General features: G+C 42.4%; 13 protein-coding genes. 6 read left to right on the forward strand and 7 right to left on the reverse strand.

Annotated elements, in window-relative coordinates; all coding sequences use genetic code 11:
- Nucleotides 1-5: 5 nt before the first annotated feature.
- Nucleotides 6-185 carry a hypothetical protein gene (locus NI467_RS02730; RefSeq protein ID WP_171478789.1) on the forward strand — a complete coding sequence of 60 codons (180 nt, stop codon included), beginning with the start codon at nt 6-8 and terminating at the stop codon, nt 183-185.
- A gap of 351 nt (nt 186-536) precedes the next feature.
- Here the strand turns inward: NI467_RS02730 and NI467_RS02735 are convergent, their stop codons facing one another.
- Both NI467_RS02735 and NI467_RS02740 read right to left on the reverse strand, forming a co-directional pair.
- Nucleotides 537-1,736 carry an NAD(P)/FAD-dependent oxidoreductase gene (locus NI467_RS02735; protein ID WP_253150755.1) on the reverse strand — a complete coding sequence of 400 codons (1,200 nt, stop codon included), beginning with the start codon at nt 1,734-1,736 and terminating at the stop codon, nt 537-539.
- A gap of 150 nt (nt 1,737-1,886) precedes the next feature.
- Nucleotides 1,887-2,759 carry a 1-aminocyclopropane-1-carboxylate deaminase/D-cysteine desulfhydrase gene (locus NI467_RS02740; RefSeq protein WP_253150756.1) on the reverse strand — a complete coding sequence of 291 codons (873 nt, stop codon included), beginning with the start codon at nt 2,757-2,759 and terminating at the stop codon, nt 1,887-1,889.
- Between the two features lie 184 nt (nt 2,760-2,943).
- Here NI467_RS02740 and NI467_RS02745 point away from each other — a divergent pair, with 184 nt between their 5' ends.
- On the forward strand, nt 2,944-3,126 hold the full coding sequence (locus tag NI467_RS02745; protein ID WP_151203455.1) for an NF038215 family lipoprotein: 183 nt from the start codon (nt 2,944-2,946) through the stop codon (nt 3,124-3,126).
- A 102-nt stretch (nt 3,127-3,228) separates the two neighbouring features.
- Entirely contained in the window at nt 3,229-3,852 is a 624-nt protein-coding gene (locus NI467_RS02750; RefSeq protein WP_253150757.1) for a LysE family translocator, read from the forward strand.
- A gap of 386 nt (nt 3,853-4,238) precedes the next feature.
- Here the strand turns inward: NI467_RS02750 and NI467_RS02755 are convergent, their stop codons facing one another.
- Nucleotides 4,239-5,222 carry an MBL fold metallo-hydrolase gene (locus tag NI467_RS02755; RefSeq protein ID WP_253150758.1) on the reverse strand — a complete coding sequence of 328 codons (984 nt, stop codon included), beginning with the start codon at nt 5,220-5,222 and terminating at the stop codon, nt 4,239-4,241.
- 267 nt (nt 5,223-5,489) lie between these two features.
- On the opposite strand from NI467_RS02755, the gene NI467_RS14865 reads away from it, so the two are divergent.
- Entirely contained in the window at nt 5,490-5,606 is a 117-nt protein-coding gene (locus tag NI467_RS14865; protein ID WP_373688382.1) for a hypothetical protein, read from the forward strand.
- Nucleotides 5,607-5,668: 62 nt separating this feature from the next.
- On the opposite strand, the gene metG is transcribed toward NI467_RS14865, so the two are convergent.
- Nucleotides 5,669-7,726, reverse strand: a complete 2,058-nt coding sequence (metG, locus tag NI467_RS02760; RefSeq protein WP_253150763.1) for a methionine--tRNA ligase — start codon at nt 7,724-7,726, stop codon at nt 5,669-5,671.
- Nucleotides 7,727-8,039: 313 nt separating this feature from the next.
- Between metG and NI467_RS02765 the strand changes: the two genes are divergently transcribed.
- Nucleotides 8,040-8,672: a hypothetical protein gene (locus NI467_RS02765; RefSeq protein ID WP_253150764.1), complete on the forward strand. Its 633-nt coding sequence runs from the start codon at nt 8,040-8,042 to the stop codon at nt 8,670-8,672.
- 281 nt (nt 8,673-8,953) lie between these two features.
- Entirely contained in the window at nt 8,954-10,222 is a 1,269-nt protein-coding gene (gene apbC, locus NI467_RS02770; RefSeq protein ID WP_253150766.1) for an iron-sulfur cluster carrier protein ApbC, read from the forward strand.
- Nucleotides 10,223-10,261: 39 nt separating this feature from the next.
- On the opposite strand, the gene NI467_RS02775 is transcribed toward apbC, so the two are convergent.
- Genes NI467_RS02775 through NI467_RS02785 form a run of 3 tightly spaced genes read right to left on the reverse strand, consistent with a single transcriptional unit; the run spans nt 10,262 to nt 13,763 of the window.
- Nucleotides 10,262-12,277 carry a TRAP transporter permease gene (locus NI467_RS02775; protein WP_253150767.1) on the reverse strand — a complete coding sequence of 672 codons (2,016 nt, stop codon included), beginning with the start codon at nt 12,275-12,277 and terminating at the stop codon, nt 10,262-10,264.
- Entirely contained in the window at nt 12,274-12,759 is a 486-nt protein-coding gene (locus NI467_RS02780; protein WP_253150768.1) for a DUF1850 domain-containing protein, read from the reverse strand. Before NI467_RS02780 ends, NI467_RS02775 begins: the two co-directional genes overlap by 4 nt.
- Nucleotides 12,759-13,763, reverse strand: coding sequence for a TAXI family TRAP transporter solute-binding subunit (locus tag NI467_RS02785; protein ID WP_253150770.1), 1,005 nt, complete (start codon nt 13,761-13,763; stop codon nt 12,759-12,761). The genes NI467_RS02780 and NI467_RS02785 overlap by 1 nt, the downstream gene beginning before the upstream one ends.
- Between the last annotated feature and the right edge of the window lie 209 nt (nt 13,764-13,972).

Here is a 13,972-nt window from a genome sequence, read left to right on the forward strand (position 1 = left end):
TAATTATGGCAAAAGCACCGAATAAGTTTTTAGCGCCCGTGGTTATTGCTGGAATTACTGTAGGCTTTTTAGCAGGGGCACGCCGGTTTATTTTTGTAAAATCTCAACGTGCTAAAAGCAGACAAAATGAAAATCAAGTCCACTCACCAGAAGGTACGGATGAGGAAATGCAAAATAATGATTGAAATTAATACTGGATTTGGTATTTTCCATAAGAGTGATATATGAAATATTACTTAAAATATAGATACTTAAATTTAATATTCTTGTCATGTAAAGTATTTAAATTAAGTTCAAAGGAATGAAAACAATGAGGGTAATTTCAATGCTAAATAATTTATGGACGACATTCACAGACACCGTACAGCAACCACAGCATATTGCAGAAGCTGTAGAAAAAATAGATCTGACGATTGAACGTCTTTCTTCTCTAGACGTTCTATTGTTTCAAACAGACTATCTTGAATAAAGTTGCAGATGAAAGATAAAAGAGCTGAATGATTCAGCTCTTTTTTTTATGTCTGGATTTGAATAGATTAAACATATTCTGAGGCAGCATGCGCAGAAGCCCAGGCCCATTGGAAGTTGAAGCCACCCAAATGGCCGGTGACATCCAGAACTTCACCTACAAAATACAGACCTTTTTGCTTCTTGCTTTCCATGGTTTTGGAAGATACTTCGGTGGTATCCACACCGCCTAAAGTGACTTCGGCAGTACGGTAACCCTCTGTTCCTGACGGCTTTAATTCAAAGCCCTGTATACGCTTGGCAATCTGCTCCAGCTTGTCATCACTGAGATTACCAATAGGGGTATCGGCGACCTCAGCCCAGACCAGATTTTGTAGTTCAATCACGACACTTTTCGGCAGATGTTCACTTAATAAAGTACGGAGTAAAACTTTAGGTTGTCCCTGTTTTTTACGCTTGAAGAAATTAATCAAATCCATACTCGGTAAAAAGTTGACCTTAAAGCTTTGGCCCACCTCCCAGTAGTTGGACAATTGCAGTGAACTGGGACCACTTAAACCGCGATGGGTAAATAACAGCGCTTCGGTAAAGCTGTTTAAATCATTGGATAAGGTTGCTTCAATGGCGTTGCCACTCAGACGGGTGGTAACTTCTTTAAAATGATCCGAGAAGGTAAAAGGCACCAGACCGGCACGAGTTGGATAGACATGATGGCCAAACTGTTTGGCAATTTCATAGCCGATTCCTGAACCTCCTAAGGTTGGAATCGACAGGCCGCCAGACGCCACTACCACAGACTCTACTTCAAAATAGCCCAGAGATGTAGCCACCTGAAAACCTTGCTCTGCGACCGTATTCACTGCTTTTACTTCACAACTGGTCTTAATCTCAACTAGCCCGGTCTTATCACACTCTGCCAGCAGCATTGACAGGATTTCTTTGGCTCCATTTAAGGTAAACAGCTGTCCATGTTTGCGTTCTTCATATTCGATGCCATATTCACAGACCAAACTGATAAAATCCCAGTTGCTATAACGGCTTAGAGCTGAAATTACAAAATGCGGATTATGCGAAATATAATTACTTGTTTCAACATACAGGTTGGTGAAATTACATTTTCCGCCACCCGACATTAAAATTTTCTTACCGACCTTGTTGGCCTTTTCGACGACCAGCACTTTGCGACCACGTTGTGCAGCCATATACGCCGTCATTAAACCTGAGGCACCGGCACCTATGACTAAAACATCGTATTGCTTGGAAGACATGACACACTCAAGGGAGAAGAAAAGGAAAGCATTATAGACAATTTTATTTCAGCTTTCTCTATTCATACTGAGCTAAAAGCTGAATCGTGGAAGCTGAATCGCTATTGATCGAAAATACTTTTAAAAGATGAGGAGATGAGTGCTATGAATCTAGGAGCAGATTTTAAGGTTCTTAGCTTGTAAACCGCCTGTATGAATGACCAGCAGTTTTGATCCAGCCGGGAAATATCCTTGCGTAATGAGCTCAAAGAGACCCATCAGCATTTTTCCGGTATAGACCTGTTCCAGAGGAATATCATATTTAGCTTCAAAATCTTGAATAAACTGGATAAGGGCAGGCGTGGTTTTAGCATACCCCCCGCAGCAATAATCATCGAGAATGGACCAGTTCTTTTTTACTGTGAATTTGGCAACCTCATCTTTTAGAAAATCACCTTTCAAGGCAGAAAATCCTAATAACTGCTGGTGAGGATGACTGGCTTCAATCAGACCTGTTAAGGTGCCTCCTGTACCCACTGCACAGCAGATGACATCAAACTGTTCATCGTCTGGTCTTAAAATTTCCCGACAGCCTTGAATGGCCAAGGTATTGGTGCCGCCTTCAGGAATCAGATAATGTTCAGAAAATTGTTGCGTCAGCTCTTGCAAATAGTCAGGTTGATGCCGGCGCTGATATTCCTCACGGCTGACAAAGTGCAGCTGCATACCGAGCTCTTGTGCCAGTGCCAAAGTCGGATTTAGTTCTTTATCTTTTAATTCTGCACCACGGATAATACCGACACTTTTAAAATCAAACTGATGTGCGGCAAAAGCCGTAGCTGCAATATGATTGGAGTAAGCACCACCAAAGGTCAATAGTTGGTGATAACCTGCTCGTTGCGCTTCAAGAAAATTATATTTCAGCTTAAAAAATTTATTGCCTGATATATGAGGATGCACCAGATCCAGACGGCGCACCGTCACCGAAATATTCTGAATTAAAAAGTGCTGATCTGGAATAGTATGGGCAAGAGCGTCAAACATAAACATTAAAAAAATTGAAAGATAAGAAATCAGAGTAAACCGAAAATGAGCAAATTGAAGATAAGCTGCAGGCTAACCGGTGGCTTATCAATAAAAAACGGACGCACATTGTCACAATTTAGTTGCTGAAAATTTAAACCACAGTGCTAGTCTGATAAAGACTACCTCATTGAGGATAACAATAATGAAAATATTATTCTATGTTGCCTTGAGTATTGTCGGACTGAGCTTGACCGGCTGTGAGGATCCGCTCAACAAACCCAGAACGGATACCCGCACCATGATTATTGGAGGCGTGCCAGTGCATGATCAGGATTATCAGCTGCGAGATGAACATCTTATTGTCCAGAATCAGTTAAAACCTTAACACCTTTATCTGGTTGAAATTCAGGATAAATACAAAACTTTTTAAAGCAAATAATCAGATTTTTGTTTAAAATAAGAACCCGATTTTTAGGTAGGTCATCTCGTGGAATCATTCTGGATTTTAGGCTCGATTGCTTTTGCCCTCATGTTAGGTGCAATGAGTCCTGGGCCAACCTCTATCTATGTGGCAAAAAATTCCATTGCAATTTCACGTAAACATGGCTTATTTACTGCACTGGGCACCGGTTTAGGTGCGGCGGTTTTTGGCTTGCTCGCTGTGCTAGGTTTACAGGCCTTTTTACTGGCCGTTCCTTCGGCTTATCTGGCCTTAAAAATCTGTGGCGGTTTGTATCTGCTGTGGTTGGCATTTAAAATTATTAAACATGCCAAAGAACCTCTTGAAACAGACACCGCTATCAGCAAGCAGATATCTTTAAGTCGCGCTTTTACCACCGGTCTGATTACCCAACTGTCCAATCCAAAAATTGCGATTGTATTGGCCAGTATTTTTACGGCACTTTTACCGAAAGAAATTCCCACTTATTTTTACGTTGTTCTGCCAGTATTGTGCTTCTTTATTGATGCAGGCTGGTGCTCTCTGGTTGCTGTGGCTCTGTCTGCGGAAAAGCCACGCCGTGTGTATTTAAAGTTTAAGGCAATATTCGACCGGGCAGCAGGTGCAGTCATGACCGTGCTCGGCTTGAAGTTGATTTTTGGCATGAAGTAAGTTTATTATTCACTTTAGCTGCATATCCAGATTTAGGTTCTGTGTTTGCAAAAGCATGAAATGCGGATTGGTATGATTGCTTAAAGTTTATAAATGATGGACATGAAAGCACATAAAAAACATATAAATGAAGTTGATCTCTGTCGCTATAAAAATATGCAAAACAGCGCCAGAACTTATTAAAAGCAAGACAGATCGGGAGTGTGGTTTTTTTATTTTTAACTCTTATTCTGCCTTGCTTTCGATCCATACAAGCTCCTTTATTTGTTAGATAACACTTCCTGCTGCGCGTAGCGAAAAGCTCTTTGCATATTTCAGTCAAGTTGAGGGGGGAAAGCCTAATTCTTCTCCAACCTGCTCCTTATTAAGCGATCTCAAGACAAGTGTTAATCCTTGAAGTGTATAGGCATCCACTGATAGCTTTTTCCCTCCTTTGAATAAATATGTCCAATTCCAGGGAAAGGTAAATGCGGAGCTGCAATCGTTTGTCCTTGCTTGGCATAGTTTGCGAAAGATTTTAAGCGGGTTTCTACCGCTTTTTTCGGATCAATATCAAAGTCGACCGTGGTGTGAGGCCGGTCAAACTGAATACTGTGTGAATGTACTATATCTCCAATAAAAATCAGCTCCTGACCCTGTGATTTTAAGCTAAAACCAAAATGTCCCGGCGTATGTCCTGCCGAACTGATGACATTAAAACTATGAATTTTGTCACCAGATTTAAAAGTTTTAAGCTGATCTTTAGCCTGATAAGGAGCAATGGCTTTTTTGATTTTATCTACAGTAGCAGCAAAAGCTGCACGCTTTTGTTGCGGCAAGCGTTCTGCACTTTTTGGATTCATCCAGAAATCCAGTTCAGTTTGAGAAATATAGACGGTCGCATTGGGGAAATTTGCACTGCCATGATTACTGATGCCACAGACATGGTCAGGATGTAAATGGGTGAGCAGGATAGTACTGACTTGCTCTGGTTTTTGTCCTGAAGCCTGTAAATTGGAATATACCGAACCCAAATGAGGACCATTACAGCTGGCAGTGCCACTATCGACCAAAGTTAATCCTTTTCTATCATTCACTAAAAACGCATTCACCGAAGTCTGAATGCCTTGGCTGTGGTGAATATAATATTTTTTGAGAATCTGATTTACTTCAGCTGCAGGCAGGTTTTTAAATAAGGTTTGGGATAAATAATTGCTCCCATCAAGCAGTGCCGTAATTTGATAATCTCCAAAGCTGTGTTGATAATAACCGGGAACCTGTTTCTGTTGCGGTAGAGTCGAAGAAGGAGCTTGAGCATGAGTTGGAGAAACGCCAACAAGTGAACTGAAAGCAAATATGGACAGGGCTAAAGGGACAGTTAAATATTTCATGGCTATTCTTATGTAATTGAAGTCAATTTTATGTATTAGCATGAATATCATTAAAAATGAATATGAATATATTTACCTTTTTACAAGGCCGAGCATATATTTTCTTCTGTACTAAAAATGCAGTCTGCACCTGTATATTAAATTTTTTGAGAAACAAAACCTATATTTTTATTAAAATATTATTGTAAATAGATTGTTTAGATATATTTCACTTTTCATGAAAAGCCCGTTAATATGGGGAGATAACGAACAGTTTTGAGTGCCACTATGAGTTTCTGGAAAAGAAAGAACAATGCCAACTTTGTGTTTTTCATCATAACGTTATATTCATTGCTGGGCTTCGGCATTGGCTATGTGATCTGGGAATTTGTGCTGCAAGGCTGAGCGGTTTAGAAATAAAAAAGCCTCTAGAGATAGAGGCTTTTTTCTTATCTTAGACCTAAATCTTAAGACACTTTATCACCCGGTTTAGCACCAGATTCAGGGGAAATCACCCAAACACCTTCGCCATTGCCTGCAGCTAACACCATGCCGTTAGAAATGCCAAAACGCATTTTACGTGGGGCTAAGTTCGCTACCATCACCACCAATTTACCTTTGAGGTCGTCAGGCTTATAGAACTCACGGATACCACTGAACACATTGCGTGGCTCAGCTTCACCCACATTTAAAGTCAATTGAAGCAGCTTGTCAGAACCCTCAACCGTAGCGGCTTCCAAAACCTCAGCAACACGCAGGTCAACTTTCATAAAATCATCAATATGAATGATTTCAGCTTCACCGACTTTAGGTTCGGGCTTTTTCTCAGTCTTCTTCTCTTTTTTCTTTTCAGCTTTTGCCGGTTCAGCCGCAGCAGTCAAAGAATCTTTAGACGCATCGACCATCGCTGCAACTGCTTTTGGATCTACACGTTGCATCAGCGGTTGGAACAATGCAATTTCGTGATCCACCAGAATTTCGGTACGAGAGGCAAAATCGAAAGCAGCCAGTTTCAGGAAGTCCTGAACCTGAGTAGCCAGGGCTGGAAGAACAGGAGCCAGGTAAACAGCCAATTGACGGAACAGGTTAATGCCTACCGAGCACACTTCATGAACTTGTTGCTCTTCACCTTCAACTTTGGCTAAAGCCCAAGGTTTTTTCTCATCGATATATTGGTTTGCTTTGTCTGCAAGTGCCATAATTTCACGAATGGCCGTTGAGAACTCACGTGCTTCGTAAGCTTGAGCGATTGAATCACCGGCATCAATAAAGCTTTGCACCAGTTCAGGTTCTGCACAACTTGCTGATAATTTATTGTCAAACTTGGTATTGATGAACTTGGCACAACGACTGGCAATGTTGACTACTTTACCGACCAGGTCTGAGTTTACTTTCTGAACAAAGTCTTCAAGATTTAAGTCAGAATCTTCCACTTTGTCAGACAGTTTAGAGGCAAAGTAATAACGCAGATATTCAGGATTTAAATGCTGTAAATACGTTTCCGCTTTAATAAAGGTGCCGCGAGATTTCGACATTTTCTGACCATTCACAGTCAAGAAACCGTTAACGAATAAACCGGTTGGAGTACGGTAATTCGCGCCTTCCAACATGGCTGGCCAGAACAGGGCATGGAAATACACGATGTCTTTACCAATGAAGTGATAGACTTCATTTTTAGAGTCTTTTTTCCAGAAATCGTCAAAGCTTAAATCAGGACGTTGGGTTTTAACGTAGTTTTCAAAGCTCGACATGTAACCAATTGGCGCATCGACCCAAACGTAAAAATATTTATTCGGTGCATCTGGAATTTCAAAGCCAAAATAAGGCGCATCACGGGAAATATCCCAGTCTGACAACCCAGCTTCGAACCATTCATCTAATTTGTTGGCAATAGATACCGGTAAACGGCCTTTATCACGGGTCCATTGTTGCAGGTATTCTGCAAAGTTCGGCAGTTTAAAGAAATAATGATCTGAAGATTTTTCAACAGGGGTTGCGCCACTTAAGGTTGATTTTGGATCAAGTAGTTCAGTGGCATTATAAGTCGTACCGCAAACTTCACATGAGTCGCCGTATTGATCTTCCGCCTTACATTTAGGGCAGGTGCCTTTAATAAAACGGTCTGACAGGAACATGCCTTTTTCAGGATCAAACAACTGGGTAACAGGGCGAACGGCAATATTGCCTGCTTCACGGTTTTTGATATAGATCTCTGATGCACGCGCGCGGTTGGTATCGCTATGGGTAGAATCATAATGATCAAAATGCACACCAAAACCGTCAAAGTCACGAATGTGTTCAGTTTGCACATTGGCAATCTGTGCTTCAGGCGAAATACCATTGGCTTCAGCACGCAACATGATCGCGGTACCATGAGCATCATCCGCACAGACATAAGTCACGTCATGACCCATCGCACGCATTGCACGAACCCAGATATCGGCTTGGATATAACCAAGTAAGTGACCCATATGAATGGGGCCATTGGCATAGGGAAGGGCATTGGTGACTAGGATTTTACGCACGGATTCACTCTCTCATTCATATTCATTATGCAATGGGCCACAATTTTACATGATGCCGGAGGGATTACAAAGCAATGCTTTGTCTGAAACACCACTAATTAGGACAGCTAAATATCTGAAATTCAAATAGCAGACAGATTAAAGCCGGCTAAGGCTAAAAAATAGAAGAATTGCACAGCTGCTACATCCTGCAAATAACGGCAACAACATGTACAGGCTTTGTTGCAGTTTGCTTAATTCATCCCGACTCCCTACGTACTTTATGCTAAAAACGTTTGATGATTTAAATAAAATTTAGCTTAGGAGAGTACTCATGACTCAACATCAACAGACCAGTACATCGAAGCAACACCAAGATAAAACCCAGCAGACGAAAGCGTTAAATCAGAAAATTGAACAAGAGCAAAAGCAAAACGAGAATGATAAACAGCACAATCAGCATCATCAGGAAGAGCCAGGTGCCAAACCGCACAAGGCGGATCCAAACACTGACACCGAGAGTAAGCAAAGTTCTCAGGCAGCAGATAGTAAATCAGTAGAATCACAGCATGCTTCGAAGGATAGCCAATCTGACAGCGCGGGTCAGTCTGATAAAAAGACAGAAACCCAAGAAAGACTAGAACAGCTTAAAACTGAAGCTGGACAAAAATTTGAAGAAGCTAAGCACAAAGCCACTGAACTTGCTCATGATGCTTCAATTAAGCTGGGTGAGCTGAAAACCCAGGCGACTGAAAAATTTGATGAACTCAAAAAAATGGCGACCGAAAAGCTGACTCAAATGAAGAAAGATCATCAATCTGCGGACGGGCAGGCTGAAAATACCCACATGAAGGATGATGAAAAGCAGGATTTGACCGAAGCAGAGATGCACAATCAATCATCTATGCAGGATACAGCCAAGAAGGATCAGGCTGATAAGGACACGTCTCACAACACTCACAAATAATAAAGAATAATCTGCCAAGCGACCACTTCCGAAAGGGATTGAAGTGGTCTTTTAAGGTAGGAGTGAATAAAAATAACTAAAATTTTTAGCCATATAAAAGACAGAAAGAGCGACAAGGCCATTATTTAGCGGTATTAAATCAGAAAAAATATAAAAACCGACTAAAATAGTAGGAAATAGCGCTATAAATATATCTCTGGTTCAAGACAATGCTTAACCTTCTACCCAAACCTCGTTAAACTAAGTACTTCAGATGTCTCAGCCTAATTTTGGAGTAACCTATGTCGTGGCTTTCTTCGCTTAAATCGGTTTTTTCGCCTTCCAAGGAAGTGAACGAAGAAGCTGTGCAGCACATACTCCAAAACTACATTTTGCCGAATTCCAGTCATGCCTTGAAAGATCGTATTACTCAGGTCAATGTGCAAGGCGAGATTTTACAAATTACTTTAAATACTTACCCGGAAGAAAAAGAGCAATTACAACAGATTCATGATGAACTGGCAGATGCGCTAGAAAAATGTGGTATTAAAGAGCTGAATATGCATGTCATTCAGCAGAAAACTGGCCATAAATCTACGCAATCAGGGGGTTGCGGACATTCGCATGCCGCGGGGGAAAGCTGCTCTACGACGGACCAGATGCCAACAGGCAAAAGCAATTTACCACCTGTAGTTGATGCTTCAGGTGGTACAGCTTCAACACAAGTAGCTGATCCGAATAATCCGCCAATTCAAAAAGCTGCACCCCAACAGCGTGATGTAGCGAAACATCCCCGTATTCAGAATGTGATTTTAGTATCCTCTGGCAAAGGCGGTGTGGGCAAGTCCACCACGACCGTCAACCTGGCATTGGCCTTGCAAAAACTCGGTCTAAAAGTGGGGGTGCTGGATGCTGATATTTATGGTCCAAGTATTCCCACCATGCTGGGTAATGCCGGTAAAACGCCAATGATTGAAGCCGAGCAGTTTGTGCCCTTAGATGCCTATGGCATGCCGGTATTATCTATTGGCCATTTAACAGGTGATCATAATACTCCCGTGGCTTGGCGTGGTCCAAAAGCCACGGGTGCCTTGATGCAACTGTTTAACCAGACCCTATGGCCAGATCTGGATGTTTTGATGATTGATATGCCGCCAGGCACAGGCGATATTCAATTAACACTTGCTCAGCGTATTCCGGTAACAGGCGCCGTGATTGTGACCACACCGCAAAATGTGGCCTTAATGGATGCCACCAAAGGTATTGAATTATTCAATCGGGTGCAGATTCCAGTGATGGGTGTCGTCGAGAATATGTCGACCCATATCTGTTCGAACTGCGGTCATGAAGAACAGATCTTTGGTACGGGTGGCGGCGACCAACTGGCAGAACAATATGACATTCCATTACTGGGACGCTTACCTTTAAATGTGCAAATTCGTGAAAATGCCGATGCCGGTAAACCTTCGGTCATTGCAGAAGATGAGACAGCGGATAGCTATCTAGAGATTGCCCAGAAAATTGCAGCAAAATTGCCTAAAGCAGAAAAAGATAAAACTCGTATTTTCTAAGATTTTATCGTGAAAAAAAGAGAGCCTCGGCTCTCTTTTTTATGAGATTTTAGTAGTCACTGTATTTTCTTTTCTTGCCTGAACGATATTAAAGCCAATCGCAATAATCACCATGAGGGTGCCGATAATATCGGTCATGGTTTCCGGCACGATCATCATAAGTGCGCCAACCCCCAGGAAGATCCGCCAGAACCAGCTCAGGGCTGTTTTAAAATAACCTTCTACTGCAGCCCCCAGTGCCAGAATACCAACAATGGAGGTTATAGTAATGCTTAAAATGACATTCCATGCCGGTAAAGCAAATTCTTTGGCATTCACGGCAATATCTGTCGTGTCAATCATCAGCATCGCCGGGTTATAGACAAACAGGAATGGCACAATAAAACCAGCTAGAGATAGGCGTAGGGCCAGGAATCCGGTCCGCATAGGATCACCACCTGCAATCCCGGCACCGGCAAAGGCGGCCAAGGCCACGGGTGGGGTGATATTGGCAAACAAACCAAAATAGAATACGAACATATGGGCGACTAAGATAGGAATGTCAAAGTTGGCCAAAGCGGGGGCAGCCATCGTTGCGGTAATGATATAGGCAGGAATGGATGGCAGGCCCATACCGAGAATCATCGATGCAATCATGGTGAAGAACAGGGTCAGGAACAGACTGCCGGCACCAATACTCATGATTGAAGAAGTCATTACTGAACCGAAACTGGTCAAGCTCACGACACCAATAATAATACCGACGACGGCACAGGCAGCCATCACGGAAAGTGACTGTTTAGCGCCATCAGCTAAGGCTTCCAGAATTTCTTTCGGTCCCATACGGGTCGATTTTCTGAATGCTGCAACCACGATAGTCAATAAAATCGTATACACAGCCGCATAGCTAACCGGAATGGACTGGAATAAGAAGAACACTAAGGCAACGATAGGGAGTAATAAATGTCCTCGTTCTTTTAGGACTTCTTTGACCCGTGGCAGGTCAGCTTTGGGAACACCTTTCAGGTTATCCCGGCCAGCTCTGAAATGGACTTGTGCCATCACCCCGAGATAATATAGCAGGGCGGGTAATACCGCAGCTAAGGCAATGGTACCATAACTGACACCCGTGGTTTCTGCCATAATAAATGCGCTAGCGCCCATTACTGGCGGCAAGATCTGTCCACCCACAGACGCACTGGCTTCAACTGCACCAGCGAAGTTTTTGTGATAGCCAATTTTCTTCATCAGAGGAATGGTAAATGAACCGGTTCCCACCACATTGGCAACCGCTGTCCCGTTAATACTGCCCATAAAACCGCTGGAAATCACCGCAACTTTGGCAGGGCCACCTTGCTTATGTCCTGCAAGTGCCATGGCCAGATCATTGAATAATTTTCCCATGCCTGATTTCGCCAGAAAGGCACCGAACAGGATAAACAGGAAAATGAAGGTGACCGAAGCACCGATGGCTGAGGAATATAACCCTTCAGTCTTTAGATACATTTGGCCGAAAATATCACTGAATGTATAGGGGCGGGTGAGCAAGCGATCTGGCATCCAGTCAAAATGACTGACAAATGGATAGCTTAAGAAAATCAGTCCCAGGATCGGCAGCATCCAGCCCATTACCCGCCGTGCTGCCTCAACCACTAATACGACCGTCATAATCGAGAAGACAATGTCCAGCGTATTGGGAATGCCTCCCCGAGTGGTCATAATGGCTTGGTATTCCTTAAACAGATAAAAGAACGAAGCAAAAGAGGCGATTACCCAAATCCAGTCAGTCCATGCGACCTTTTGCCGGCTGCTGGCCTGACGTGCTGGATAGAGCAGGAAAATCAGTGCTAAACCAATGGACACATGTGCCGCACGTTGAATCAGTTCGGGTAAAGGATTAAAGGTAATATAGAGGTGGAATAACGAATAGGATATTGCTAAGGCAGCAATACACCAGCGAACCGACTTATTGATCGGGTTACGGGTAACAGATTCACGGTCAAATTTTTCTAATAATTCTTGTTGCTGTTGCTCATTGAGTGCTTCGGGCACATTTTTTATGTCTTGTGGATTCATAGGCAATCATTCAAACCTCTTTTTTTCCATAGGCTGTCTTTTTTTATAGAGATCTGTACCATGCTGTAGTCAGGAAAATCCTGATAAACATTCCAGATACGATCAGCACTCTCAATTTTTCCCTGCATCCTGCGCGAAATGACCCAGTTGAGTTCTTTCATCTTCCGGTCGATGTGCATATGGATGCTGCCATCATCCTGTCGAGTAATAGTGCCTTGGTCAGGTGTGCCTGCGCCAAATGAAATGAACTGTGTTTCTGCCAGAATCAAATCGTTTTCATCTTGAAGATAGCGTTCTTTCCACTGTGTTTTTTCTACCGAATGCATCCAGCTGAGCTGAAAAGATTTCTGGTCAATTTTGCACTGAAAATTTTGTTCTCTCACTTCAACAAAAATATAAGGAAATACCAGCCAAACACAGCTAATAAAAAAAGCAGCCCAACTAAAAAGTGCAGCAATCGCTGCACCTTGTATCCATTTCATCAGTTCGCTGTATTCTCATCATAGAATTTTTGTGCGCCCGGATGCAGTGGAGCCACCAGACCTTTTTGTGCACCTTCTAGAGTGATTTCTTTAGCAGCCTGATGTGAGTTGGCGAGTTGATCGAGACTGGAGAAGAAAGTCTTGGTCAGCTTATATACATCATCAGTAGACAAGTCTGAGCGAACCACCAGTGCATTCATGATCGCTGCTGTTGAAATATCTTCAGCATTGCCATAGGTCCCTTTGGGAATGGTCATCGGCAGGAAATAAGCCTGATCTTTGGCAATGGCTTTGACTTTGTCAGGATTGATACTGACCAATTGCAGATCAAAGCCCTGTTGTAATTCCATCAGAGAAGAGTTTGGGAGGCCGCTGGTCAGAAAGGCTGCATCCAGCTTACCACCTTTTAAAGCATCCGCTGCTTCGGCATAACCGAGATAATCTACTTTTACATCCTTATAAGTAATGCCAAAACCATTCAGCAGGCTACGTGCATTCACTTCTACACCTGAGTTCTGGGCACCCACCGCAATACGTTTGCCTTTGAGATCTTCAATATTTTTAATACCAGAACGCTTCGAAGTCACGATTTGTACATAGTTGGGATAAAGAGCAGCAATTTGCTGCACGTTGTCAATTTTGGCACTAAAACTGCCTTGGCCATTGATCGCTTCAGTTAAGCTGTCACTCATGACAAAAGCCATTTCAACTTTGTCTTGTTTCAATAAATTCAGGTTTTCGACAGAAGCACCAGTGGTCTGAGTTTTAGAACTCACACCATAGGTCTTGTTATAGATTTCAGCCAATCCTGTCCCAATGACATTATAAGGACCTGAGGCACCACCTGTGGCAATATTGACAAAACGGGTTTGCAGTTTATCTGCAGCCACACTTTCGCCGGATGCAGCCTGACTATTCGATTTATTTTGTGCATTATCATTCGAGCAAGCAACTACGCCTGATAGTGCTAAACCCATGACTGAAAGCTTGATCCATTTATTCATATTATGACTCCTGATATTATTCTGCAGTTTTTAAAATATAATTAAAACAACAATGTACTAGACCGTCTGGAGGTAAAAAAAATGTGAATTATCAATTGTTGTCTTTGTACAATTTAACAGCAATTATTTTGTCTGAATACCATTAATAGCATTTTTTTCAAAAATTTACTTTATCAATAGGTTGAACAAATTGAGCAAGATAGAGAGCT

Origin of the sequence: Acinetobacter sp. S4397-1 (assembly GCF_024129285.1) — a bacterium.
GTDB lineage: Bacteria > Pseudomonadota > Gammaproteobacteria > Pseudomonadales > Moraxellaceae > Acinetobacter > Acinetobacter lwoffii_C.

What these genes read in the sequence shown, in the direction of transcription:
- NI467_RS02730 (WP_171478789.1), top strand. Translation starts at nt 6, where the DNA reads ATGGCAAAAGCACCGAATAAGTTTTTAGCGCCCGTGGTTATTGCTGGA.
- NI467_RS02735 (WP_253150755.1), bottom strand. Translation starts at nt 1,736, where the DNA reads ATGTCTTCCAAGCAATACGATGTTTTAGTCATAGGTGCCGGTGCCTCA.
- NI467_RS02740 (WP_253150756.1), bottom strand. Translation starts at nt 2,759, where the DNA reads ATGTTTGACGCTCTTGCCCATACTATTCCAGATCAGCACTTTTTAATT.
- NI467_RS02745 (WP_151203455.1), top strand. Translation starts at nt 2,944, where the DNA reads ATGAAAATATTATTCTATGTTGCCTTGAGTATTGTCGGACTGAGCTTG.
- NI467_RS02755 (WP_253150758.1), bottom strand. Translation starts at nt 5,222, where the DNA reads ATGAAATATTTAACTGTCCCTTTAGCCCTGTCCATATTTGCTTTCAGT.
- NI467_RS14865 (WP_373688382.1), top strand. Translation starts at nt 5,490, where the DNA reads ATGAGTTTCTGGAAAAGAAAGAACAATGCCAACTTTGTGTTTTTCATC.
- NI467_RS02765 (WP_253150764.1), top strand. Translation starts at nt 8,040, where the DNA reads ATGACTCAACATCAACAGACCAGTACATCGAAGCAACACCAAGATAAA.
- apbC (WP_253150766.1), top strand. Translation starts at nt 8,954, where the DNA reads ATGTCGTGGCTTTCTTCGCTTAAATCGGTTTTTTCGCCTTCCAAGGAA.
- NI467_RS02775 (WP_253150767.1), bottom strand. Translation starts at nt 12,277, where the DNA reads ATGAATCCACAAGACATAAAAAATGTGCCCGAAGCACTCAATGAGCAA.
- NI467_RS02780 (WP_253150768.1), bottom strand. Translation starts at nt 12,759, where the DNA reads ATGAAATGGATACAAGGTGCAGCGATTGCTGCACTTTTTAGTTGGGCT.
- NI467_RS02785 (WP_253150770.1), bottom strand. Translation starts at nt 13,763, where the DNA reads ATGAATAAATGGATCAAGCTTTCAGTCATGGGTTTAGCACTATCAGGC.